The following is a 21,972-nucleotide window of genomic DNA, read 5'->3' as shown; positions in this document are numbered from 1 at the left end:
TGTTCTGACTGCGCAGCCTAATAGGAAACCCCGGCCTGCCCTACGCGGTCGGGCAAGAATTGAATTTGAGAGGTAACATGGTACGCAAGGTCACCAAGGCGATTTTCCCCGTTGCGGGATTGGGCACGCGTTTTCTCCCAGCAACAAAATCCGTCCCCAAAGAGATCATGACACTGGTTGACCGTCCTTTGGTTCAATACGCAATCGACGAAGCCCGCGCCGCAGGTATTACCGAATTCATCTTTGTAACTTCGCGTGGCAAATCTGCGCTGGAAGATTACTTTGATCACAACCTCGTTCTGGAACAAGAGCTCAAGGCCAAGGGCAAGGATGACCTGCTTGAAGCGCTGAATGCAACGAATATGGAAAGCGGTGCCATCGCCTATATCCGCCAGCACAAGGCGCTTGGTCTGGGCCACGCAGTCTGGTGTGCCCGCCGTCTGATCGGCGACGAGCCATTTGCAGTAATGTTGCCTGATGACGTCATTGCTGCTGATAAACCCTGTCTGCAGCAGATGGTCGAAGCCTATGAGGAAACCGGCGGCAATATGGTCGCAACGATGGAAGTGCCAAACGAAAAAACCAGTTCCTATGGCGTTCTCGATGTAGGCGAAAACGTCGGCTCAGTGGTTCGCGCCAGAGGAATGGTTGAAAAGCCCAAGCCGGAAGAAGCCCCCTCGAACCTAGCCGTTATCGGTCGGTATATTCTGGGGCCGTCAGTGCTGTACAATCTCAACCAAAAGAAAACGGGCAGTGGCGGTGAGATTCAGCTGACCGATGCTATCGCAGAAGACATCTGTAACGGTGTGCCCGTGTTTGGCTATAAATTCGACGGCCAGCGATTTGATTGCGGTTCGAAAGCCGGGTTCCTCCAGGCAACTGTTGCCTTTGCGCTGGCCCGTAGCGATCTGCGTGATGACCTGAGCCAATATCTGAACGAGATAGTCGCCGCCGGGAAGGCCGCTCAATAGCGCCCGCAACCTTCAGCATGTCGTTTCTAAAGTGACAAAGTCCAAGAACCTTCGAGGCAAGCCGCAATGACCACCATCCATCCCATCATACTCTGCGGAGGGTCCGGCACCCGACTGTGGCCCCTGTCGCGCAAAAGTTACCCCAAGCAGTTCGTCCCTCTGATCGGTGATTCAAGCCTGCTTCAGGATTGTGCTGAACGAATGCAGGGACCCAAGGACGCGCCTTATGCCAAGCCGCTGATCCTTACCAATGATGCATTCCGTTTTGTGGTTCCGGAACAACTGGGCGCGATTGGCATAGATCCGGGCCCCATTCTGATCGAACCCGAAGGGCGCAACACAGCACCAGCGGTTCTGGCCGCCGCGTTGTATCTGGCCGCCAGCAACCCGGATGCGATCATGCTTGTCGCCCCATCGGACCATGTCATCCCGGACAAAGCTGCTTTTCATCAGGCAGTTACCGAAGGCGCGCGCGCGATTTCGGATCGTGGGGATCTCGTCACTTTCGGGATCACTCCGGACCGGCCGGAAACCGGCTATGGATATCTCAAGCTCAGCCATGCCCCAGATACGGGCAACACCGCCATTGCGCTGGACCGTTTTGTCGAAAAGCCTGATCTGCAGAATGCCCAAGCCATGATCGCCGATGGCAGCTATCTTTGGAATTCGGGGATATTTCTGTTCGCGGTCAAAGACATAATTGCTGCATTCAAAGAACATGCGTCCGCACTGCTGGACCCGGTCGGCAAGGCCGTCCGTGAGGCAAAGGCCGACCTCGGGTTTCTGCGCCTCGATCCCCAAGCCTGGGGCACGGTCGAGGATATCTCGATCGACTACGCGGTCATGGAGAAAGCCCGCAATCTGAGCGTTGTTCCTTACGCCTCTGGCTGGTCGGATGTCGGCAGCTGGTCGGCAGTTCAAGAGCTGAGCAATCCAGACGCCGATGGCGTTGCCACCACGGGCCAGGTTACCACCATTGACTGCCGGAACGTATTGGTGCGTTCAGAAACCCCCACGCAAGAAGTTGTTGCGATGGGTCTGGAAAACATGATTGCGGTCGCCATGCCCGATGCGGTTTTGGTGGCCAGCATGGACAAGGCTCAGGACGTCAAACAGGCGGTTGCGGCCCTGAAGGCCAAAGGCGCCAAACAAGCGGAATCGCTGCCGGTCGATCATCGCCCTTGGGGCTGGTTCGAAAGCCTGGTCATCGGGGATCGGTTCCAGGTCAAACGCATACACGTTCACCCCGGCGCCTCACTAAGCCTGCAATCTCATCACCACCGGTCTGAACACTGGATCGTTGTTCAGGGCACGGCAAAAGTTACGATCGACGAAGATGTGCGCCTGATCTCTGAAAACCAATCTGTCTACATCCCGCTCGGCGCCGTTCATCGGATGGAGAATCCGGGCAAGGTGCCGATGGTTCTGATCGAGGTCCAGACCGGGTCTTATCTGGGTGAGGACGACATCATCCGGTACGAGGATGTGTACGCCCGCAGCTAACCTTTAGCGGCGATTGGTAAACTTAAGGGCAGCTTCGGCTGTCCTTTTTCGTTGAATCCAGACCTTTGGCTACGCCCCATGGAATCCTCCAAACGTTAGCAAATGATTATTCGAACGTTCGGTCAGATCAGAACGGATTCATCCTGGGCACGGCAATGTAGCGCGCAATGCAATAGTCGGACCGACAGCTACAGGAGGACGCCACCCGTGTCACAAAACTCACCCAGATTGGATTTACCTTTCCTGCAACCTTCGCAGGCCCAGAAACACGTCACCCATAACGAGGCGCTGCGTGCTCTGGACCTGATTGTCCAGCTGAGCGTAGCGTCGACAAACGCCTCGGTCCCGCCTGCGGTGCCGGAACAGGGCGAGATTCACGCGCTTGGTGCCAACCCTACCGGGGATTGGGCCGCGCAGCCGGGCGCCCTTGCGGCCTGGTTGGATGACGCCTGGCACTTTGTGACCCCGGGAATCGGCTGGCGGGCCTGGGATGAACAGGCCAACCGGTTGAAGATCTGGGACGGCGCAGACTGGTCCGAACCTCAGGTCGCGACCCAAAACCTGGACGGGTTGGGTATCGCAACCGGGTATGATAGCACCAATCGGCTTTCGATCCGGTCGCCTGCGACGTTGCTCAGCCATGACGGGGCTGGTCACCGGTTGAAGATCAACAAGGCGGCGTCAGGGGATACCGCGTCGCTTTTGTTCCAGTCAAACTGGGTTGGCCATGCGGAAATGGGATTGTCTGGCAATACCGGTTTTTCCATCAAAGTCTCGGCTGATGGCGGATCCTGGACCGAGGCGCTGAGCTTTGACCCCGCCACCGGAACAGCCTTTGGCTCTGCCATTCAAAACGATGCCGAAGACATCACCCCAGGTCGCCTGATGCGGGCCGACTATGGCTACTGCCCCGGAAACCTGCTGGGCTCTGTGTCAGAAACCGCCGGGGTGCCAACCGGCGCGGTCGTCGAACGCGGATCAACCGCCATTGGCGAATACGTCCGGTTTGCGGATGGTACACAAATCTGCACGGGCGTTCTGACGCCCACCGATTGCGTGAACGCCGAAGGATCGCTGTATTCCAGCGCCGAGACCACCTGGAGCTTTCCCGCAGCCTTTGCGTCCGGAACCTCACCCTCGGTCGGTGGCAGTGGCGGCGCGACAAGCCGGTTTATAGGTTTGGGCGCGGCCACTGAAACAGAAGTGCCCTTTAAGGTTCTATCGGCATCCTCGGACACAAGCAGCCTGTCCCCAACGGTAATCGCAACCGGTCGCTGGTTCTGAGCTTTAGACCGTCCGGAGCTATGCCCAGGCGGTCATTTGGCGCGCAAATCGGTGTCTGCCTGCTCCAGAAACCACGCATAGGTCTCCCGGATACCATCTTCGAGTCCAACGCGTGCTCGCCACCCCATATCGGCCAGTCGGGACACATCCATCAACTTGCGCAGTGTCCCGTCAGGCTTGCTGACATCCTGAGTGATCTTACCAGTGAATCCGGTTGTTCCGGCCACCAGGGCCGCCAGCTCAGCGATTGAGATATCTTCGCCGCATCCCACATTGATATGGCTCAGCATCGGCTGGGTATTCGCATCGTAGATATCGCGCGGTAAGTCGAGCACAAACAAGGACGCCTCGGCCATATCATCGACATGCAAAAACTCGCGCCGCGGTTTTCCTGTGCCCCAGATCACCACTTCTTCCAGCCCGTCGCGCTGTGCCTCGTGGAATCTGCGGATCAGGGCCGGCAGGACATGGCTGTTTTCGGGGTGAAAATTGTCTCCGGGTCCGTAAAGATTGGTTGGCATAACCGACCGGTAATCGACGCCATGTTGGCGATTATAGCTTTCACACAGCTTGATCCCGGCGATCTTTGCAACGGCATAGGGTTCGTTGGTGGGTTCCAGCACGCCGGTCAGCAAAGCGTCTTCACGCATGGGCTGAGGGACAGCCCGTGGGTAAATGCACGAGCTGCCCAGTTGCAGCAAATGCTTTACCCCCGCTGCAAAAGCCTGATGGATCACGTTGCATTCAATCATCAGGTTTTCGTAAATGAAATCTGCGGGGTAGGTGTTATTTGCGTGAATCCCACCAACCTTGGCCGCGGCTAGGATCACCATATCCGGACGCTCGGTCTGCATAAAATCACGCACGGCGGGTTGGTCGGTCAGATCCAGTTCGGAATGCCTGCGCGTGATCAACTCCAGCGCTTCGCCTTCGTCCTTGCGGTTTTGCAAACGGCGCAGGATTGCGCCGCCAACCATACCACGATGCCCGGCAACATAGATCTTACGCATGAGGGCCTCCTCAGCCGTTTTCCAGGCTCATTGGCAGCTCAAACCCGTGCTCTTTCAAAAGCGCGTGACGTTTGGCCGTCTTCAGGTCTTCGGTCACCATCTCAGCGCACATTTCCTGCACGGTCAGTTCTGGTACCCAACCCAGTTTGTTCTTGGCGTTTGAGGGATCGCCCAGAAGGGTCTCGACCTCGGCCGGGCGAAAATATTGCGGGTCTATCCGCATCACGACGTCACCGGGTTTCAATCCCGGGGCTTTGTCCCCCTCGATCGAGACGACAGTCGCGGTTTCGTCAACGCCTGACCCGGTGAATTCCAGTGAAACGCCAAGCTCGGCTGCCGACCATTCAATGAACTGACGTACCGAATACTGAACCCCGGTCGCAATCACGAAATCCTCAGGATTGTCCTGCTGCAGCATCAGCCATTGCATCCGCACATAGTCCTTCGCGTGGCCCCAATCCCGCAGACTGTCGATATTGCCCATGTACAGGCAGCTTTCCAGCCCTTGCGCAATATTTGCCAAACCGCGTGTGATCTTGCGGGTAACAAAAGTTTCGCCCCGGCGCGGGCTTTCGTGGTTAAACAGGATCCCGTTACAGGCATACATGCCATAGGCCTCACGGTAATTGACCGTGATCCAGTAAGAATAAAGTTTGGCAACCGCATAAGGTGACCGTGGGTGGAACGGGGTGGTTTCGCGTTGCGGGGTCTCTTGCACCAGACCGTAGAGTTCCGAGGTCGAGGCCTGATAGAAGCGTGTCTTTTTCTCGAGCCCGAGAAAACGTATCGCTTCCAGCAAACGCAAAGTACCAATGGCATCCACATCCGCAGTGTATTCCGGGGATTCAAAACTGACGGCCACATGGGACTGTGCGCCAAGGTTATAGACCTCGTCCGGCTGCACTTCGCGAATGATTCGCGTCAGGTTAGACGTATCGCTCAGATCACCATAGTGCAGGTGCAGTTTGGGATTGGGAACGTGTGGGTCTTGATAGATGTGGTCGATGCGTTGCGTGTTGAATGAGGACGCGCGGCGCTTAATGCCGTGAACTTCATAACCTTTTTCCAACAAAAACTCGGCTAGATACGATCCGTCTTGTCCGGTAATCCCGGTGATTAATGCCGTTTTTGTCATAGTTCCGCCCTACGAAAACAAATGTGTATGATTGCCGACCCAAAAACAGCAAGAATCCCCGGAATGCAACCCAAGCACGCTGACAGGCATTGAAACCGGCGGAACTTTCTTCGAATGTGTGCGCGCCAAAGGCGGTATTTGTTAAGAAGGGTATTTTAGTATGCGTATTGCGATGATCGGAACCGGCTATGTAGGTTTGGTGTCCGGGGTATGTTTTTCAGATTTCGGCCATGATGTCATTTGCGTCGACAAGGCCGAACAGAAAATTGAGATGCTGCAGGCTGGCGAAGTCCCGATATATGAGCCCGGGCTTGACGTCCTGATGGCCAAAAACGTAGCCGCTGGTCGGCTCAGCTTTTCCACGGACCTGGCCGCAGCAGTGGATGGTGCGGATGCTGTTTTTATTGCCGTGGGCACGCCCACACGTCGCGGGGACGGTCACGCCGATCTGACTTATGTGATGGCCGCCGCAGAAGAAATTGCGCATGCGATTACGGGCTACACTGTGGTGGTAACCAAATCGACCGTTCCAGTTGGCACCAATCGCAAGGTGCATCAGGTCATTTCTGCCGCCAACCCGAAGGCCGAATTCGACGTCGCCTCGAACCCTGAATTCCTGCGCGAAGGGGCCGCCATTGATGATTTCATGCGCCCGGATCGTGTGGTTGTCGGCGTTGAATCAGACCGCGCCGCCGATGTAATGGCGGAAATATACCGCCCGCTTTACCTGCGGGACTTCCCGATCCTGACCACCGATCTGGAAAGCGCAGAGATGATCAAATACGCCGCTAACGCGTTTCTTGCGACCAAGATCACCTTTATAAATGAGATCGCAGGCCTGTGCGAACGTGTTGGCGGCGACGTGAAAGAGGTCGCCCGAGGCATCGGTCTGGATGGGCGCATTGGCAATAAATTCCTACATGCAGGTCCGGGATATGGCGGATCGTGCTTTCCAAAAGACACCGCCGCTCTGGCCCGGATCGGTCAGGAACATGCCCACCCGATGCAGATCACCGAAACCGTCATCCGGGTGAATGACGAGGTCAAGAAACGGATGATCCAGAAAATCCGAGATGTCTGCGACGACAGTTTCAATGGAAAAACGATCGCTGTTCTGGGCGTGACCTTCAAACCCAATACCGACGATATGCGTGATGCGCCCTCGTTAACTATCGTGCCTGCACTGATCGGTGGTGGGGCAACGGTGCGGGTTGTCGACCCTCAGGGGCGTTCCGAAGGTGAGGCCCTGCTGCCCGGCGTCGAATGGTGCGAAGACCCCTATGCTGCTGCTGCTGATGCGGATGTCGTTGTGCTGTTGACCGAATGGAACGAGTTCCGTGCGCTCAATCTGAGCGAACTAGCTGGCACGATGAAATCCCCCCGAATGGTCGATCTGCGCAATATCTATTCCGAACCCGCCGTCAAGAAATCCGGCTTCGATAGTTACGTCGGTATTGGGCGCTGATCTTCGGATCAAGTTTGGATGGCCGATTCAAAACAACCGGCCATCCGTCATTCATTTTGTCAAAACGCCGCCAGATCCCTGAGGAACAGCGCGATACCCGGGAAGTAGATCAGCATAGCCGTCATCAGCGCCAGGATCGCGAAGAACGGCAAAGTGCCCCGGATCACCTCAAGATAAGGTCTGTTGAAAATCGCGATTGCGGTGAAGATATCGCAGCCAAACGGCGGTGTTGCTGATCCGATGGCCATCTGCAGCGTCACCATAACCCCGACAAGAACCGGATCAATCCCCGAGGCATCCACGATCGGAACGAAGATTGGCGTAAGGATGACAAGCACGACCAGCGAGTCGACGAACATACATCCCACGAAGAAGCACAGCGCGATGATGAACAGGATGTATTCCTGCGACGCGCCTTCCAGGTTCAGCGGCTCTAACAAGCCCTGTGGGATCTGTTCGAAGGAAATATACCAGGAAAACGCCTGACCGATCCCGACAAGGATGAACACAACCGCCGTAATCAATCCTGTGCTGAGAGCGGAATCCAAAACGTCGTTGAGTTTCAGTTCCCGATAAATCACGCATTCGACGATCAGCGCATAAAGCACCGAAAACGAGGCTGCTTCGGTCGGGGTCACTGCGCCGGTGTAGATACCGCCGACGATCAGGACCGGGAAACCAAGCGGCAGTATGGCCTTGCGAAACGCTGCGCGGCGCTCGGCCCCGGATTTCTTTGGCACCCGCGCGATCAGATCGCCCTGCAGGACGCTGTAGAAATAGCAATAGAGCGAAAACATCAGCGCCAGAACAACGCCCGGACCAATTCCTGCAATGAACAGTTCGCCCACGCTGGTATTGGCCAACGTGCCATATAGGATCATCCCGATGCTTGGAGGGATAAGGAAGGCGATGTCGCTTGCGTTGATGATCAACGCCATAACAAAACTGTCCTTGTAACCGGCCTTCAGCAGCTTCGGCCGCATGATCTGACCAATCGAAACCACGGTCGCCTGAGTCGAACCCGAAACCGAGCCGAACAATGTGCAACTGATGCAGGCCGTGATCGGCAATCCGGCCCGGCGGTGACCGACAAAGGCTTCGATCAACCCCAGCAGATTGTTGGCCGTATGACCTCTCGCCATGATATCGGCGGCGAATATGAACATCGGCACAGCGATCAGCGCGTTTGGCGAAATGCCAGTGACCATCTGCTGGATGATGACGCCAGTATCGCTTTGCGAGAAATGAACAAGGCCAATCAGCGTGGCAACCGCTAGCGGAACAACCATCGGGTAGCTGAGGAACAGCAGAACCACCATCGCCACGACCAGAGCAAAGGTGATGACATAGATATCCAGCTCACCAGCTATGACATCGCCAAGGAAATCAAGGAATCCGGGCATCTCAGACTCCTAAATCCACTGCGTCATTGTCCTCGACCTCGTACGAGTGCCAGATGCCGACATGAGTGACATTCATGATGAATGCGATCAGATATTGCAGGCTGGCCATAAACAGGCCGACCGGGATCACCGAGTAGATGATATAGACCGGAAACTGCAGCGCCGGGCTCAGACGGTTCAGCTCTTTGATCTCAAGCACGTAGAACACTGACTTATAGGCCAAAAAGGCCAGCAGCATGCTGGTCGTGATCGAAATCAGCGTCAGGATCACTTTCTTGGACCGGCGGGACAGCGTGTCATAAACCGCCGTCATCCGAATGTTCCGACCTTTCCGAACCGCATAGGCAAATCCAAAAAAGGTCACGCTGACAATCAGAAACTGGTTCAGCTCTTCCGAGAAGAACAGGCTTTTGCCAAAGGCGTAGCGGCCAATGGCGTTAGCGGTCGAATTCACCATCATCAACAATATGGCCAGAATGATAACGAATTTCTCGATGAACTCGGTGCCCCTACTCAGGGCGACCAATGCGCTTTTCATGATTTTCCCTCCCTCGGCCCGCCAGTCAGCGTTCCGTAAATGAAAGACGCGACGCCTGAATTAGACGCCGCGCCTTTCAGTGATGTCAGCTCTTATTGCGACGCATCGCTCACCTCGTTAAGCAGGCCGTCGAGGATCTTCTGGGCTTGCGCGCGGGCCGCAGGTTTCTCGGCGTCGTCATAGGCGTTTTCGACCACATCGAAGAATGTTTCATGCAATGTGGCGCTTTGGGCTTCAAAGACAGCGCGCTCGTCCTCGGTCAGGACAATGACCTGCAGATCGGGGCGCTCTGCCTTGATCTTGTCCATGTTTTCCAGATTGATCTTGATCTGATAATCATGCGCAGCCTGCTCGCCCTCGGCGATGGCGTTCTTGACCATCTCTTGCTGATCCGCGGGCAGACCGTTGAACCATTCACTGTTGGTGGAAACGGTGCCGACGTAAGGAAGCTGGCCCGGGAAGATCAGGTAATCCTGAACCTCATGCCACTTGGCGTTGTAGATGAAATAGATCGGGTTCACCATGCCATCGACGGTCTTCAACTGCAGCGCGCCATAGACCTCGCCCCAGGACAAAGGAGTCGGGTTAGCGCCAAACGCCTTGAAGGTTTCCACCGGAATGGTCGAGGTGAAGGTACGGATTTTCTGGCCTTCAAAATCCGCCGGGCTGCGGATCGCCTTGTTGGCGCCCCAGGCCATGTCGCCTTCCGAGATCATAGTGAGCAGCTTGAGGTTCACCTTCTCGAATTTCTCGCTGAGGTCTTCGTAGATGGTCGGGCTGGTGGTCAGAACCTCGCGGATCACGTCGATATCACCGCCCAGAACATAGGGAAGATCAAGAACCTGCGCCTCGGGCACATAAGACCCCAGGTGACCGGTGCCCACCGATACGAACTGGACCGTACCCTTAGATGTCAGCTCGACAATATCGTTCTCGGTACCCAACTGACCGTAGTAGTAGATACGCACTTTGATGTCGCCATCGGACTGCTCTTTGACACTTTCGGCGAAGGCCTGTGCAAAGATATCCTGTACGTCGCCTTTGTCCTCTTCCGAGGCGAATTTCCAGGTGTCCGCAAAGGCAGCAGTCGACAGACCTGCCGCGAAAACCGCCGAGGTAATCAGCTTGCTAAAGATGGATGTCATTCTGTTAGTCCTTTCTTGCCCGCTCATGCGAGCCCTTCTGAGATGATGACAAGAGGACGTATTTCCTGCGTCCTCGCCTGTTGGTTGGTTCTCTTGCACAGGGCGCCGTAACCGGCCGCGCCTGACGGCGTGGTCGCGATTCCAAGTGCTGTGACAGCTTCTGCGGCTGCCTGGCCTTCTTCTTCGGAAAGGGTTTCGTAGCTCACGCCGCAGCGCTCGAGCACATCCCAGGCCACGATCGACGGTGCCTTGCAGTCAAGCCGACCCATATTCGAATCCGGCCCATCGCTGCGGGTGGCCCGTCCGGCCAAGTGACTGGCCCGCAAACAGGACGCAGCGCCGGGTTCGACAACAATCAGTTCAGGCTGTTCCGCCCAGTTCAGACGGATCATATGCGACATTGCGGCGGCCAATCCACCGACACCGGCCTGCAGATAGACATGCGTAGGCCACTGCCCCGAGGCTTCAAACTGCTGACGCAACTCTTCGGCGATGACGCAATAGCCCTCCATCACCAGTTTCGGAATCTCGGTGTAACCAGGCCAGGTTCCGTCGGCCAAAAGCGTGGCACCGGTGGTTTTGGCGTCAGCAATAGCGGCGGCGACGCTTTCGTCATAAACATCGCCCGAACGGACAACCTCAACACCGAAGGTTCTAAGACGGTCGCCGAACCCTTGCGGTACGGTCTGCGCCAAATGAATTCGCGCCTTTGCACCCATCGCCCGCGCCCCAGCCGCAACGCCCATTCCGTGGTTGCCTGCACTTGCGCAGACGAATGTGTGGCCAGATGCGAATTCTCGAAAATCGGCATCCTTCATCCGCGTGAGGGAGAGCGTTTCACCGGTATTCTCGTGCCATGCATCCTCGAGAAGGCGTGCAACCGCATAGGGTGCCCCCAAAGCTTTGAAGGCGCCAAGCCCCATACGCTCTGTCTCGTTCTTGGCCAGAATGCTCTGACCATCCGGCCCCGTGATTTCAATCAGCGGCGATACAGCATAGATCTCTTGCCCCTGAAAAAACTCCTGCGCACGGACGAAATCCGGGGCGAAGCTTAGGTCGTCCGTCGCTGTCATGTATTTTTCATCCGCTTTTTCCATGTGCAGAGATTGTGCATGACCGACCTATTTCTATTTATCGTATTTGACCCTAATCTCGATAATATGTTTCAAACCTGCCTCTTCCATCGCGAGGATTTTTCATGAACCAACAACTTGATGATGCAGACACGATAATCCTCAGAACCCTGCAAAGGGATTGTCGAATCGGGCTGGAACAGCTGGCGCAAGAATGCAGTCTTTCAGTTCCCTCGGTGCAGCGGCGGCTCAAGCGGTTGCGAGATTCCGGGCTGATCCTGAAAGAGGTCGCGGTGCTCAACCCGTCGCGCTTTGACTATAAGATGACCTTCATTGTTCTGGTCGAACTTGACCGAGAATCGCTTCAGCAACTCGATCTGTTCCGAAAACGCGCCAGGAACGAGCCGCAAGTTCAGCAATGCTATTATGTGACCGGTGATGCCGACTTTGTTCTTATCTGCGTCGCGCAGGACATGGAGGATTTCGAGGACCTGACCCATCGCTTGTTTTTCGATAACTCGAATGTCCGCAGATTTCGCACATCCGTCGCGATGGACCGTACAAAGATTGGTCTGGAACTTCCGATCTGAACTTGGCGCTTTTGTGCAATTTTTTCTGCTTTAGGGTCGGAAATTTGATGCGAAACACGCAGCCCTATCCTGTAGAACCGATGCAACTCACACGCGGATGAAGAAATGAGCGATTTAGAAAACCGTATGATCGCGCTTCGGCGGGATTTGCACAGGCACCCGGAACTGGGCTTTCAAGAGGCGCGGACCAAGTCGGTTGTCGCTGAACGGCTGCGCGCCCTTGGGATCGAAGTGCACGAAGGCGCAGGCGTTGTCGGTGTGCTTCGATCCGGCGTTGGCAACAAAGCCATTGGCCTGCGTGCTGACTTGGATGCGCTTCCAATCACCGAAACCTCGTCCCATGACTATGTCTCGACCTCACCCGGTGTGATGCATGCTTGTGGCCACGATGGACATACAACCATGCTGCTTGGGGCGGCAGAGCGTCTGGCGAAAGAACCTACCTTTGACGGTACGGTTGTTTTTCTATTCCAGCCAAACGAAGAGCACGGCCTGGGCGCGCGCGCGATGATCGACGACGGTGTGCTAGAGCAATTTCCGGTCGAAGAAATCTATGCAATCCACAATTTGCCAGGCGCTCCAACCGGTCAGATTTCGACCCGCGCCGGTATTATCTGTAACAGTGAAACCCTGTTCGAGATCACGGTTAAAGGCCAGGGCGGTCATGCCTCGATGCCACAAACCGGCGTTGATGCAATTACCGTAGGGTCCGAGATTGTGGTGGCATTGCAGACCGTGGTGGCACGAAAGCTTGCGCCCGCCTCTGGCGCGGTAGTGTCCGTGACCGAATTCCTGACGGACGGCCAGCGAAACGTCTTGCCGGGCAACGCCACTCTCAAAGGAGATTTTCGCGCCAGATCGCCCGAGGACCGCAACGCCATCGAAGGTTTCATGCGCCAGATCACCGAAGGGATAGCGGCAGCACATGGCATTCAAGCATCGGTCAGCTTTGATACGCAGTTCGTTGAGACCATCAACGCTGCCACCCCGGCCCTTGCGGTATATCGCGCAGCCGAAGCCGCCGGTTGTGACCTGATCAAAGATCGGGCACCGATGAGTTTTTCTGAGGATTTTGCCCAGTTTTCGGCCGCCGTGCCAGGATGTTTCCTGTTGCTGGGCAATGGCGAGACCGGGCCGCATGGCCAACCGCTCCATGCTTCTGACTATGATTTCAATGATGAACTGCTGCCGATCGGAGCTGAATTCTGGGCCCGATTGGTTCAGGACCGGTTGCCCCTGCGAAAGGATCAAAAGTCATGAACGCCCCACGACGTGGTTTTGACCAACAAGAATTCGCAACGCGTACCGCAGCGGCCCAGACAAAGATGGCCGAAACCGGTATGGCGGGCATATTGCTGACAACTGAACCGGATGTGCGCTATTTCAGCGGGTTCCACACGCTGTTTTGGCAAAGCCCGACCCGCCCATGGTTCCTGTTCATCCCGGCAACCGGCAAGCCCATCGCAATCATCCCTGAGATCGGCGCAGACCTTATGCGGCGAACCTGGGTCACCGATATCCGTACCTGGGGCGCACCTGCACCAAAGGATGACGGTATCGGGCTGTTGACCGAACTGCTGGCGCCGCTTGCCAGCCGCGGCGAGACTGTTGGCCTGATGAAGGGCCACGAAACCCATTTACGGATGCCCCTTGGCGATTATGAGCGGCTGATCTCGGGCCTGAATGGGCTAAAGATCACTGACGCGACCGAGATCGTCCGAGGCTTGCGAATGGTGAAATCCGATGCCGAGATCGAAAAACTCACCTATATCTGCGCCATCGGGTCGCGCACATTTGAGCGGGTGCCCGAAATCGCCCGCGAAGGGCAGCCGCTTGAGGATGTTTTCCGCTCCTTTCGGCGCGAAGGGCTGGCGCAGGGTGCCGATGATGTTCCGTATTTGGTCGGCGGTGCGGATACGGGTGGCTATCACGACGTCATCTCGCCCCCGTCGCGCCGCCCGCTAGCGCGCGGCGATGTGCTGATGCTCGACACGGGGGCCAACTGGGACGGGTATTTTTGCGACTTCGATCGTAATTGGGCCATTGGCCGCGCCGATGACGCCTCACGCCGTGCATATGATGTTCTTTGGCGCGCGACTGAGGCCGGGATCGCCGCAGCTCGCCCCGGAGCGACTTGCCGAGAATTGTTTCAAGCGATGCAGAAGGTGATCGCTGAGCTCGACGATCAGGGTGGTGACGTCGGCAGGCTGGGTCATGGGCTTGGCATGCAGCTGACCGAATGGCCCTCGCACACCAGTTGGGATACAACTGAGATCACCGAAAATATGGTACTGACCCTTGAACCATCGCTTGGCTATGGCGACGGTCGGGTCATGGTGCACGAAGAGAACATCGTCATACGTGCAAGTGGGGCAGAGCTTTTGACCAAACGCGCCGCGCCCGAACTACCAATCATCTGAGGCCAATCATGAAGCTTGATTTCGAAACAGACGAAGGCATTGGCACCCGCGCCAATCTAGGTGTGATTGTTCTTGAGACTGACGAGACGTTAGAGAACGAATTCTCTCGGATCATGCGCCTAGCTGGTGTCGCGCTCTATCACAGCCGGATTCCGATGGTGCCCGAAATCCGACCCGACACACTGGCGCGGATGGAACAGGACCTGCCTGCGACGGCACGGCTTTTTCCACCATCGCTCAGCTTTGATGCAATCGGATTTGGCTGTACCTCGGCCTCGACCGTGATCGGGTCCGAGAATGTGGCCAAGGTGATAAAGACGGTCTGCCCGGATGCACGTGTGACAGATCCGTTGGCGGCAATCATCGCTGCCGGTCAGCATTTAGGAGCCCGACGATTGGGCTTCGTCACCCCCTATATTCCCGAAGTTTCCGCTGGGATGCGCACAAAGCTGGAACAGGCCGGTTTCGAAATCGCAGGATTCGGGTCGTTCGAGGAAGGAAATGATCGCGTTGTTGCGCGGATCACAGAAGGGTCGATCCTTGACGCTATTGAAAAGGTCGCGGCTCAAGCGCCCTGCGATGCTGTCATTGTCTCTTGCACGAACCTGCGATGCCTTGACGTCATTGTTCAGGCAGAAGAAAAGATCGGGATTCCAGTCATTTCCAGTAATCAGGCGCTTGCCTGGCATATGCTTCGATTGGCCGGCATTGAGGACCTCAACCCTCAGTTCGGACGGCTCTTTGGATAGGGCGAGAAGGGTGTCCGCCTAGGGCGCTTTCGTTCAAGCAGGCGATTTGAGGCCAAGCGTTGCCAGAGTTGCAGCCATTGTCTGGCCCCAACGGTCCTGCAATGCGCTGTTTGTGTTGCGACGCAGGCCCATTGATTTCAACAGCTCGAACCGTTTCGGGTCATCGCCGCCGAAGGACACCGCAACCCGAGGCCACCAGTAAGTGACCGAGTGCTGCATGTCGTCCGCCGCACCGTTCTCGATCAGTTTGACCGCCCCTTCCAACGCCAGCTCGCCATGATGCGCCTCGACCGGGGCGATGGATCGGAAGGCTTCGGCCAGAGGCTGATACGAGATGGTGGAATACTCGGCCAGTTGTTCGGCCACCGCGCGGCTCATCAGCAGGTTCATGACCACAGCGTCTGTCCAGCCGGACAGCGGATAGTTGAACACCGCCAGACGCATGTCATGCTCGGACCGGGTGGCCCCGATATCCGCATCCCGCGACAAGCGCATGGTCCAAGGATGGTGATTGGCATAGCGTTCGGTATCTGCGCCAAATTCGCCCATGATGCTGAGAACACAATTTGCGTGATCTGACTTTTCCAGCACGATCTTTGCGGCGGCGATCCGTTCTTTGATCCCCGGCCCCTGATTGATGATGTCGGCAAACCCGGCAGCCCCGGCCAGTTCACTGTCGACAAATGTCGCCATCAGCTTCATCAGCTCGGCCCGATAGCGAGGTGGCACATTCGATGGGTTTGTCAGAACACCGCCTGCGGCCAGATAGCTGTCGAGTGTCATTGAATCGGACATATCTGCCCCCTTTCTACCGGTCGTAATCCACGACCACGCGGTCTGTTACCGGATAGGCCTGGCAGCTTAGCACATAGCCTTTTTCCACTTCGTAGTCTTCCAGCGCGTGATTGGCGAGCATCTCGACCTCACCCTCAAGCACCTTGCAGCGGCAGGTCGAACAGACCCCCGCCTTGCAGGCAAACGGGGCATCCATAGCGTTTGCCAGGGCGGCCTCAAGAATGGACTGGTCCTTGGGTATGGTCACGGTCTGGGTGGATCCGTCCAGCGTGATCGACGCGCTGCTTTGGTTGCCTTGCGTGGCTGCGTCCGCCGAGACCGGCTTGGCCCTGGCCCGCCCGGGCTGGGCGCTGGCGAACAGCTCGAACTTGATCTGGCCGTCATCCAGACCGTGCTCGCGCAGCGCCGCAGCAATGCCCAGCATCATCGGTTCCGGGCCGCAGATGAACGCGGTGTCAACATGGTCGATATCGACCCAATGTTTGAACAGCTGCGCGCATTTTTCCTGGGTCACCAGACCTGTGAACAGCTCGATCTCCTGTGAATCCGTCTCAAGAATGTGGATCACGTTGAGGCGGCCCATATAGAGGTTCTTGAGGTCTTCGAGATCCTCGCGGAACATGATCGTGTTGATACCCTTGTTGGCATAGATCAGGGTAAAGCGCGATTGCGGTTCCCGCGCGAGGGTCGTCTTGAGGATCGACAGCACCGGAGTAATCCCCGAGCCCCCTGCAAAGCCCAGATATTGCTTTTCCGCACCCGCATCTATCGGAGTATGAAAGCTGCCCATCGGCGGCATGGCCTCGACGATGTCGCCGACATTCAGTTCAGAATTCGCCCATCCGGAAAAGGCGCCGCCTTCAACGCGTTTGATGCCAACCTGCAGCACGCCTTCATCCTTGCCCGCGCAGATCGAGTAGGACCGGCGCAGTTCTTCGCCCTCAAATTCGCGACGAAATGTCAGATATTGACCGGCGGTGAAATCGAACTGATCTGCAGCGCCGTTCACAGGTTCCAGTGTCACCACTACCGCATCGCGAATGGTTTTGTGGATATCTGTGACTTTCAGGTCGTGGAAACGTGCCATCCGGTGGTCCTCCTCAGATGCACTTGAAATAGTCAAATGGTTCCAGGCAGTCGGTGCATCGCCAATGCGCCTTGCAAGGGGTCGAACCGAACTGGCTGACCTTCTCGACCGCTTTGCTGCCGCAGCGTGGACAGCGATCCGGGCCGCCCGCCGGTTGTGGTGGGGCAATGCCATAGTCTTCCAGCCGTGCCCGGCCCTTTTCGCTGAGCCAGTCGGTGGTCCAGGCCGGGGCGATGCTGGTTTCAATCTGCACGTCACTGATCCCGCGATCGTGCAAGGCGGTTTCGATATCCAGGCTGATAATGGATGTTGCCGGACAGCCGGAATAGGTTGGAGTGACCGTCACCTTCAACGTCTCGTCCTGCCACTGCACGTCGCGCACAATGCCAAGATCGACCACTGAAATCACCGGAATTTCAGGGTCAGGAACAGCATCCAGCCATTCCCAGATTTGTTTGGTCGATGCCCGATCCATCGGCGTTACCAGCTTGCTTCGGGATAGGCGCGTTGCAGCCACTGCATCTGTGTCAACAGATGACCCAGATGTTCCGTATGCATCCGCCCGTCACGCCCACCTTTATGGGCAAACGCGCCTTCCGGGATCGTCAAGGTCGCCTCGGACAGGATCCGCTGCACCAAAGCGTCAAACTCCGCGCGCAGATCCGCGGGGTTCGGCGCAATGCCCGCCGCGACCATCTCGGCGTCAACTTCGTCGCTGGTGAACATCTCACCGACATACGGCCACAGGTAGTCCAGAGCCGACTGCATCCGGGCGTGGCTTTCCGCTGTTCCGTCCCCCAGACCAACCACCGTGTCACCCGAGCGTTCCAGGTGATATGCCACCTCTTTGCTGGTTTTCGCGGCAATGGCCGCGACACGGTCATCCGTAGAGTTGAGCAAGCGTCCCAGCATGATGGAATGCCATGCATCGAACAGGAACTGTCGCATCAATGTGCGACCGAAATCCCCGTTGGGAACCTCAACCAGCAGCACGTTCCGGAAATCCCAGGCGTCGCGCAGAAAGGCCAGATCGTCGGCAGTTTTGCCGCCTTGGATTTCCCCCGCCAGACCCAACCACATCTGAGTCTGCCCGATCAGGTCCAAGGCCGTGTTGGCCAGCGCGATATCCTCTTCCAGCACCGGCGCATGGCCGCACCATTCACTGACGCGATGGCCAAGGATCAGATCGTTGTCGCCCATCCGCAGAAGGAATTGCACAAATGCCGCGTCCCGGTCCATCACATGGCCCCCACTTCATCGGGGATGTCGAAAAAGGTCGGGTGACGATAGACCTTGCTTTCGCTGGGCTCGTATAATGGGCCCTTGTCGCTGGGCGAGGAGGCCGAGATATTATTCGCCTCGACCACCCAGATCGACACACCTTCATTGCGGCGGGTATAGACATCGCGCGCGTTCTTGATGGCCATCTCCGCGTCAGGGGCATGCAACGAGCCGACGTGACGGTGGCTCATACCATGCTGACCGCGGATAAAGACTTCCCACAGGGGCCATTCGTTTTTCATCGGGTTTCCTCCTCAGGGTCGACTTATTCGGCAGCCACTGTGCCAGAGCGTTTCTTTTCGGCATGGGCCATCAGCCCGTCGCGCACCCATTTGCCGTCGTCCCAGGCTTGGTTTCGGGCGGCCAGCCGGTCGGTGTTGCAGGGGCCATTGCCACTGATGACATCGAAGAACTCGGACCAGTCAGGTTCTGAGAAATCATAATGGCCGCGATCGTCGTTCCAATTCAGCTTTGGGTCAGGGATGGTCAGGCCCAGATACTCGGCCTGTGGCACAGTCTGATCGACGAATTTCTGACGCAGCTCGTCATTGGTGTTCATCTTGATCTTCCATTTCATCGACTGCGTCGAATGCACCGAGTCCTTGTCGGACGGTCCAAACATCATCAGCGATGGGTACCAAAAGCGGTTCAAAGCGTCCTGCGCCATTCGTTTCTGTTCCGGCGTGCCTTCGGCCATCTTGCGGATGGCGTCATAGCCCTGACGCTGATGAAAGCTCTCTTCTTTGCAGATGCGGATCATGGCGCGTGAATAGGGACCGTAAGACGTGCGCTGCAACGGCACCTGGTTCATGATCGCGGCGCCATCCACCAGCCAGCCAACGGCACCAACATCAGCCCAGTTCAGGGTGGGATAGTTGAAGATGGACGAGTATTTCATGCGCCCGTCCAGCAGCATTTCGGTGATCTCATCCCGGCTGACACCCAGTGTTTCGGCGGCGCAGTAAAGGTACAGACCATGCCCGGCCTCGTCCTGAACTTTTGCCAACAGGATCGCCTTGCGTTCCAGTGTGGGTGCCCGCGTGATCCAGTTCGCCTCGGGCAGTTGCCCAACGATTTCGGAATGGGCGTGCTGGCCGATCTGGCGGATCAGCGTCTTGCGATAGCCTTCGGGCATCCAATCCTTAGGTTCGATCTTTTCGTCAGCGTCTATGCGCGCCTGAAAGGCAGCAAGCTTTGCAGGATCTTCCTGTGTCGCCTCGGACTTAACCATCTGAGCATACATGTCCCGTCATCTCCCCTATACGCGTTCAAGAATAAGCGCTGCGCCCTGTCCGACGCCGACACACATGGTGCACAGCGCGTATCGCCCGCCCGTGCGCCGCAACTGATAGGCCGCGGTCATAACCAACCTTGCGCCGGACATGCCCAACGGGTGGCCAAGGGCAATCGCGCCCCCATTCGGGTTCACCTGTGGCGCGTCGTCTGGCAGGCCCAGTTCGCGCAGTGTCGCCAGACCCTGGGACGCGAAGGCCTCATTCAACTCTATCACGTCCATTTGCTCGATGCTCAGCCCGGCGCGGGCCAAAACTTTGCGGCTGGCCGGAACCGGGCCAATGCCCATGACACGCGGCTCAACCCCGGCGACAGACATGCCCACGACCCGGGCCATCGGGGTCAGGCCGTTCTTTGACGCTGCCGCCTCATTGGCCATCAAAATGGCTGCAGCGCCATCATTGACGCCCGAGGCGTTGCCAGCGGTCACCGTCTTGTCCGACCCGTTGACACCTTTGAGACCAGACAGTTTGTCCACGGTCACATCCGAGCGCGGATGTTCATCCGTATCGACAATGATCGGATCGCCCTTGCGTTGCGGGATCGTGACCGGGGTGATTTCATCCCGGAACAGACCTGCCTCGTGCGCGGCGGCCCATCGGGCCTGACTGCGCGCCGCAAAAGCATCTTGGTCATCGCGGCTGATACCAAAGTCTTCGGCCACATTGTCGGCCGTTTGCGGCATCGAGTCGATGCCATAGGCCTGTTTCATCTTCGGGTTCACAAAGCGCCAGCCGATCGTCGTATCATAGACCGCATTGCTGCGGGTAAAGGCCGAGGTCGCCTTGGGCATCACAAAGGGCGCCCGCGACATGCTTTCGACGCCGCCGGCCACAGCCAGATCATAATCGCCCGCCTTGATGCCCCGCGCCGCCATTCCAACCGCATCCATTCCACTGGCGCACAATCGGTTCACTGTTGTTCCGGGCACATCAACCGGCAATCCAGCCAACAAGGCCGCCATCCGCGCCACATTGCGGTTGCTTTCACCCGCCTGGTTGGCATCGCCATAGATCACATCATCAACGCTGGCCCAATCAACCTGCGGGTTGCACTCTTTCAGGGCGGCCAATGGAATCGCGGCCAGATCATCTGTCCTGACTGACGACAAAGCCCCCCCATATCGCCCAATCGGAGTGCGCGTCGCGTCGCAAATGAATGCGTCCATCACTTAGTTCTCCTGTAGGTGCTGATCCGTATCATTGACCGCATGGTCGGTTTTTAGGGCGTCCATCGATTCGAGGCAAGCTTTATGTTACGAATTCTTTTTACTTTTTAGCTTTTCTGTAACATTAAGCGAGAGAGAAACGCCCGCATTGATCGCCGAATGACCAGCATCGGGCGGATCAGATAGGTGACGCTAAAGAAAACCTAGCTGTCCAGCTCGGCTTCCAAGGATGTTAAATCCGGGCGCGGCAGTTTTTCCAACAACTGAGATACAGCCGCCCGGCATGTAGCGCCTTTCCAGTCAGCGGGCAGAAACGCTGCAGGAAAGGCGGGATGGCGCAGAACAATACGACGCCAATTATGCACGATCAGGACACGCAGAATGGCCGCCTTCATCGGGTCGCCCGCCCCCTCGGGCGGCATCTCTTGGTCGATGATCTGTGTCGATCTCAAGAACTGATCATAGGCGGTTTTCAACGCCTCTGGCCCGCAGAGATCCCGAAGCCAGCCAGGAACAGAGATAGCGCTGCTTTCCACGCCCATCAGCTCTTCAAGACCCGCCGGAACCTGACCCGGAGCCATCGACGTTGCGGGATTGAGAGAGATGTAGTCCCCAGTCAGCATCAGGTCAGCCAATTCCTTACGCGATGAGTCCGAATTGCTGGCGATAAGTACATGCCAGAGGCCGGGTTCCGGCGTTTCCTTGGCATAGATACGCGGTGCGGCGGTCACACTCTGATGACGGCCAAACGCGGTCAGGCGGTGAAAGCTGCTGCGCCCTTTGCGGGTGCTTTCGATCCAGCCATCCTTGCGCAGCCGATGCAGGGCAACACGCGTGGCTTCGGCCTTGATCCCGGCAAGGCTGGTCAGTGCGGTGATCACCGCACCACTTATTTGATCTGTTTCTTCCTGCGCCAGATCACCGAATATCGTCACCAGCACGGACCACACTCGTTGCGTACCCTCAGAGGTCAGATGGCTAACGCAGGTTTCAAACCAATCGGGGGCTGAATCTTTCATACGGCAAGTATAATCGGGCCAGATCGAATTACCATCCGGCCCA

The 21,972-nt window shown here is 57.0% G+C and carries 22 protein-coding genes; 8 read left to right on the top strand and 14 right to left on the bottom strand.

The features are described from left to right. Positions 1-77: 77 nt before the first annotated feature. The 3 genes from galU (at position 78) to AC2FH6_RS11555 (ending at position 3,758) form a co-directional block, all read left to right on the top strand. Positions 78-971 carry a UTP--glucose-1-phosphate uridylyltransferase GalU gene (galU, locus tag AC2FH6_RS11565; protein WP_281995135.1) on the top strand — a complete coding sequence of 298 codons (894 nt, stop codon included), beginning with the start codon at positions 78-80 and terminating at the stop codon, positions 969-971. A 66-nt stretch (positions 972-1,037) separates the two neighbouring features. After that, positions 1,038-2,474: a mannose-1-phosphate guanylyltransferase/mannose-6-phosphate isomerase gene (locus tag AC2FH6_RS11560; protein WP_142639840.1), complete on the top strand. Its 1,437-nt coding sequence runs from the start codon at positions 1,038-1,040 to the stop codon at positions 2,472-2,474. A 207-nt stretch (positions 2,475-2,681) separates the two neighbouring features. Next, the gene (locus AC2FH6_RS11555) at positions 2,682-3,758 is read left to right on the top strand and encodes a DUF2793 domain-containing protein (protein WP_496702672.1); all 1,077 of its coding nucleotides are present in this window, start codon (positions 2,682-2,684) and stop codon (positions 3,756-3,758) included. Between the two features lie 32 nt (positions 3,759-3,790). On the opposite strand, the gene fcl is transcribed toward AC2FH6_RS11555, so the two are convergent. Then, positions 3,791-4,768 (bottom strand): GDP-L-fucose synthase, encoded by a 978-nt coding sequence (gene fcl, locus AC2FH6_RS11550; RefSeq protein WP_496702161.1) that lies wholly within the window; start codon positions 4,766-4,768, stop codon positions 3,791-3,793. Between the two features lie 10 nt (positions 4,769-4,778). Further along, positions 4,779-5,903, bottom strand: a complete 1,125-nt coding sequence (gene gmd / locus AC2FH6_RS11545; protein WP_142639846.1) for a GDP-mannose 4,6-dehydratase — start codon at positions 5,901-5,903, stop codon at positions 4,779-4,781. Between the two features lie 160 nt (positions 5,904-6,063). Here gmd and AC2FH6_RS11540 point away from each other — a divergent pair, with 160 nt between their 5' ends. Next, entirely contained in the window at positions 6,064-7,368 is a 1,305-nt protein-coding gene (locus tag AC2FH6_RS11540; protein ID WP_142639848.1) for a UDP-glucose dehydrogenase family protein, read from the top strand. Between the two features lie 59 nt (positions 7,369-7,427). Here AC2FH6_RS11540 and AC2FH6_RS11535 read toward each other — a convergent pair whose 3' ends face one another. The 4 genes from AC2FH6_RS11535 to AC2FH6_RS11520 form a co-directional block, all read right to left on the bottom strand. Beyond that, entirely contained in the window at positions 7,428-8,711 is a 1,284-nt protein-coding gene (locus AC2FH6_RS11535; RefSeq protein ID WP_496702730.1) for a TRAP transporter large permease, read from the bottom strand. Positions 8,712-8,772: 61 nt separating this feature from the next. Then, positions 8,773-9,309, bottom strand: a complete 537-nt coding sequence (locus AC2FH6_RS11530) for a TRAP transporter small permease (protein ID WP_496702670.1) — start codon at positions 9,307-9,309, stop codon at positions 8,773-8,775. A 92-nt stretch (positions 9,310-9,401) separates the two neighbouring features. Then, positions 9,402-10,454 carry a TRAP transporter substrate-binding protein gene (locus tag AC2FH6_RS11525; RefSeq protein WP_496702668.1) on the bottom strand — a complete coding sequence of 351 codons (1,053 nt, stop codon included), beginning with the start codon at positions 10,452-10,454 and terminating at the stop codon, positions 9,402-9,404. 23 nt (positions 10,455-10,477) lie between these two features. Next, on the bottom strand, positions 10,478-11,527 hold the full coding sequence (locus AC2FH6_RS11520; RefSeq protein ID WP_496702666.1) for a pyridoxal-phosphate dependent enzyme: 1,050 nt from the start codon (positions 11,525-11,527) through the stop codon (positions 10,478-10,480). A 125-nt stretch (positions 11,528-11,652) separates the two neighbouring features. Between AC2FH6_RS11520 and AC2FH6_RS11515 the strand changes: the two genes are divergently transcribed. From AC2FH6_RS11515 to AC2FH6_RS11500, 4 genes are all read left to right on the top strand, one after another. Further along, positions 11,653-12,117 carry an Lrp/AsnC family transcriptional regulator gene (locus AC2FH6_RS11515; RefSeq protein WP_271949042.1) on the top strand — a complete coding sequence of 155 codons (465 nt, stop codon included), beginning with the start codon at positions 11,653-11,655 and terminating at the stop codon, positions 12,115-12,117. A 105-nt stretch (positions 12,118-12,222) separates the two neighbouring features. Then, the gene (locus AC2FH6_RS11510; RefSeq protein WP_496702664.1) at positions 12,223-13,377 is read left to right on the top strand and encodes an amidohydrolase; all 1,155 of its coding nucleotides are present in this window, start codon (positions 12,223-12,225) and stop codon (positions 13,375-13,377) included. Then, a complete protein-coding gene (locus tag AC2FH6_RS11505) occupies positions 13,374-14,537 on the top strand; it encodes a M24 family metallopeptidase (protein WP_496702662.1) in 1,164 nt (387 codons plus the stop codon). The genes AC2FH6_RS11510 and AC2FH6_RS11505 overlap by 4 nt, the downstream gene beginning before the upstream one ends. An 8-nt stretch (positions 14,538-14,545) precedes the next feature. After that, a complete protein-coding gene (locus AC2FH6_RS11500) occupies positions 14,546-15,286 on the top strand; it encodes a maleate cis-trans isomerase family protein (RefSeq protein WP_496702661.1) in 741 nt (246 codons plus the stop codon). Between the two features lie 33 nt (positions 15,287-15,319). On the opposite strand, the gene AC2FH6_RS11495 is transcribed toward AC2FH6_RS11500, so the two are convergent. From AC2FH6_RS11495 to AC2FH6_RS11460, 8 genes are all read right to left on the bottom strand, one after another. Then, positions 15,320-16,081 (bottom strand): Phenylacetic acid catabolic protein, encoded by a 762-nt coding sequence (locus tag AC2FH6_RS11495; protein WP_496702659.1) that lies wholly within the window; start codon positions 16,079-16,081, stop codon positions 15,320-15,322. A gap of 13 nt (positions 16,082-16,094) precedes the next feature. Further along, on the bottom strand, positions 16,095-17,168 hold the full coding sequence (locus AC2FH6_RS11490; RefSeq protein ID WP_496702657.1) for a 2Fe-2S iron-sulfur cluster-binding protein: 1,074 nt from the start codon (positions 17,166-17,168) through the stop codon (positions 16,095-16,097). A 13-nt stretch (positions 17,169-17,181) separates the two neighbouring features. Continuing rightward, positions 17,182-17,643: a 1,2-phenylacetyl-CoA epoxidase subunit PaaD gene (paaD, locus tag AC2FH6_RS11485; RefSeq protein WP_142639942.1), complete on the bottom strand. Its 462-nt coding sequence runs from the start codon at positions 17,641-17,643 to the stop codon at positions 17,182-17,184. Positions 17,644-17,648: 5 nt separating this feature from the next. Continuing rightward, entirely contained in the window at positions 17,649-18,407 is a 759-nt protein-coding gene (gene paaC, locus AC2FH6_RS11480) for a 1,2-phenylacetyl-CoA epoxidase subunit PaaC (protein WP_496702655.1), read from the bottom strand. Further along, positions 18,407-18,691, bottom strand: a complete 285-nt coding sequence (gene paaB, locus AC2FH6_RS11475; RefSeq protein ID WP_142639870.1) for a 1,2-phenylacetyl-CoA epoxidase subunit PaaB — start codon at positions 18,689-18,691, stop codon at positions 18,407-18,409. Before paaB ends, paaC begins: the two co-directional genes overlap by 1 nt. Positions 18,692-18,714: 23 nt before the next feature. Further along, positions 18,715-19,692, bottom strand: a complete 978-nt coding sequence (gene paaA / locus AC2FH6_RS11470; RefSeq protein ID WP_281972861.1) for a 1,2-phenylacetyl-CoA epoxidase subunit PaaA — start codon at positions 19,690-19,692, stop codon at positions 18,715-18,717. A gap of 15 nt (positions 19,693-19,707) precedes the next feature. Beyond that, positions 19,708-20,910, bottom strand: a complete 1,203-nt coding sequence (gene pcaF, locus AC2FH6_RS11465; RefSeq protein WP_496702652.1) for a 3-oxoadipyl-CoA thiolase — start codon at positions 20,908-20,910, stop codon at positions 19,708-19,710. A 203-nt stretch (positions 20,911-21,113) separates the two neighbouring features. Next, positions 21,114-21,929, bottom strand: coding sequence for a PaaX family transcriptional regulator C-terminal domain-containing protein (locus AC2FH6_RS11460; RefSeq protein ID WP_496702651.1), 816 nt, complete (start codon positions 21,927-21,929; stop codon positions 21,114-21,116). Positions 21,930-21,972 lie beyond the last annotated feature (43 nt).

This window comes from Ruegeria sp. CDSC045 (assembly GCF_059610725.1).
The sequence above is the reverse complement of the archived record's forward strand: the minus strand, read 5'-3'. Positions and strand labels throughout refer to the sequence as shown.

Excerpts from the sequence above, each read along its gene's own strand:
- galU (WP_281995135.1), top strand. The coding sequence starts at position 78 with ATGGTACGCAAGGTCACCAAGGCGATTTTCCCCGTTGCGGGATTGGGC.
- AC2FH6_RS11560 (WP_142639840.1), top strand. The coding sequence starts at position 1,038 with ATGACCACCATCCATCCCATCATACTCTGCGGAGGGTCCGGCACCCGA.
- fcl (WP_496702161.1), bottom strand. The coding sequence starts at position 4,768 with ATGCGTAAGATCTATGTTGCCGGGCATCGTGGTATGGTTGGCGGCGCA.
- gmd (WP_142639846.1), bottom strand. The coding sequence starts at position 5,903 with ATGACAAAAACGGCATTAATCACCGGGATTACCGGACAAGACGGATCG.
- AC2FH6_RS11540 (WP_142639848.1), top strand. The coding sequence starts at position 6,064 with ATGCGTATTGCGATGATCGGAACCGGCTATGTAGGTTTGGTGTCCGGG.
- AC2FH6_RS11530 (WP_496702670.1), bottom strand. The coding sequence starts at position 9,309 with ATGAAAAGCGCATTGGTCGCCCTGAGTAGGGGCACCGAGTTCATCGAG.
- AC2FH6_RS11525 (WP_496702668.1), bottom strand. The coding sequence starts at position 10,454 with ATGACATCCATCTTTAGCAAGCTGATTACCTCGGCGGTTTTCGCGGCA.
- AC2FH6_RS11520 (WP_496702666.1), bottom strand. The coding sequence starts at position 11,527 with ATGACAGCGACGGACGACCTAAGCTTCGCCCCGGATTTCGTCCGTGCG.
- AC2FH6_RS11515 (WP_271949042.1), top strand. The coding sequence starts at position 11,653 with ATGAACCAACAACTTGATGATGCAGACACGATAATCCTCAGAACCCTG.
- AC2FH6_RS11510 (WP_496702664.1), top strand. The coding sequence starts at position 12,223 with ATGAGCGATTTAGAAAACCGTATGATCGCGCTTCGGCGGGATTTGCAC.
- AC2FH6_RS11505 (WP_496702662.1), top strand. The coding sequence starts at position 13,374 with ATGAACGCCCCACGACGTGGTTTTGACCAACAAGAATTCGCAACGCGT.
- AC2FH6_RS11500 (WP_496702661.1), top strand. The coding sequence starts at position 14,546 with ATGAAGCTTGATTTCGAAACAGACGAAGGCATTGGCACCCGCGCCAAT.
- AC2FH6_RS11495 (WP_496702659.1), bottom strand. The coding sequence starts at position 16,081 with ATGTCCGATTCAATGACACTCGACAGCTATCTGGCCGCAGGCGGTGTT.
- AC2FH6_RS11490 (WP_496702657.1), bottom strand. The coding sequence starts at position 17,168 with ATGGCACGTTTCCACGACCTGAAAGTCACAGATATCCACAAAACCATT.
- paaD (WP_142639942.1), bottom strand. The coding sequence starts at position 17,643 with ATGGATCGGGCATCGACCAAACAAATCTGGGAATGGCTGGATGCTGTT.
- paaC (WP_496702655.1), bottom strand. The coding sequence starts at position 18,407 with ATGGACCGGGACGCGGCATTTGTGCAATTCCTTCTGCGGATGGGCGAC.
- paaB (WP_142639870.1), bottom strand. The coding sequence starts at position 18,691 with ATGAAAAACGAATGGCCCCTGTGGGAAGTCTTTATCCGCGGTCAGCAT.
- paaA (WP_281972861.1), bottom strand. The coding sequence starts at position 19,692 with ATGTATGCTCAGATGGTTAAGTCCGAGGCGACACAGGAAGATCCTGCA.
- pcaF (WP_496702652.1), bottom strand. The coding sequence starts at position 20,910 with ATGGACGCATTCATTTGCGACGCGACGCGCACTCCGATTGGGCGATAT.
- AC2FH6_RS11460 (WP_496702651.1), bottom strand. The coding sequence starts at position 21,929 with ATGAAAGATTCAGCCCCCGATTGGTTTGAAACCTGCGTTAGCCATCTG.